Source organism: Escherichia sp. 94.0001 (assembly GCF_013369155.2).
Taxonomy (GTDB): Bacteria; Pseudomonadota; Gammaproteobacteria; order Enterobacterales; family Enterobacteriaceae; genus Escherichia; species Escherichia coli_F.
On sequence record NZ_JABWMS020000227.1, the window covers coordinates 1 to 537 of the forward strand.

Sequence of the window (537 nt, forward strand, 5' to 3'; positions counted from 1 at the left end):
GGCTGTTCTCGCTTACGAACCGAAGAAGTAGCCGTTGTGCGGGGAGTAATCCCCGCATATCCGGTTGTCAGGTCAGGATGGTAAGGCACCTGCTTTACACTTTCGCCCGCGGTCAGTGATGGCTGCGGGCGATGTCGTTTTAAGGGCAATGATCAGTTTTGCCAACAGAAGTCCGAAACAGGACTCACTGTATAAATAAACAGCCATTTTGCTAAGGAAGGGTAAGATAACGGCGGGTGCCTGAAGCTTTCCGGTTTCAGGTTTACTCTGAGGTCTGGAAAGATGAAGCCCCAGGAGATATTTCTATCAACCCTGGGGCTGCCACTCCAAACCCGAACAATTTGGATGGTAGTCCCTTCTTCGCATGGAGGCAATATAAACATGCTGACGAAATATGCCCTTGTGGCAGTCATAGTGCTGTGTTTGACGGCGCTGGGATTTACGCTTCTGGTCGGAGACTCGCTGTGTGAGTTTACGGTGAAGGAACGTAATATTGAGTTTAAGGCTGTTCTCGCTTACGAACCGAAGAAGTAGCCG

Annotated in this window: 1 protein-coding gene and 1 pseudogene; one reads left to right on the plus strand and one right to left on the minus strand. The window is 50.1% G+C overall.

Going from position 1 to position 537, the window contains the following annotated elements; genetic code table 11:
* Positions 1–150: 150 nt before the first annotated feature.
* Positions 151–413 (minus strand): annotated as a pseudogene (locus tag HEN33_RS26990) (hypothetical protein); the annotation flags it as partial.
* On the opposite strand from HEN33_RS26990, the gene hokE reads away from it, so the two are divergent.
* Entirely contained in the window at positions 382–534 is a 153-nt protein-coding gene (hokE, locus tag HEN33_RS25395) for a type I toxin-antitoxin system toxin HokE (RefSeq protein ID WP_176263254.1), read from the plus strand. The pseudogene HEN33_RS26990 and the gene hokE overlap by 32 nt on opposite strands.
* Positions 535–537: the final 3 nt, after the last annotated feature.

Coding starts and splice junctions, on each gene's coding strand:
- hokE (WP_176263254.1), top strand. CDS start 382: ATGCTGACGAAATATGCCCTTGTGGCAGTCATAGTGCTGTGTTTGACG.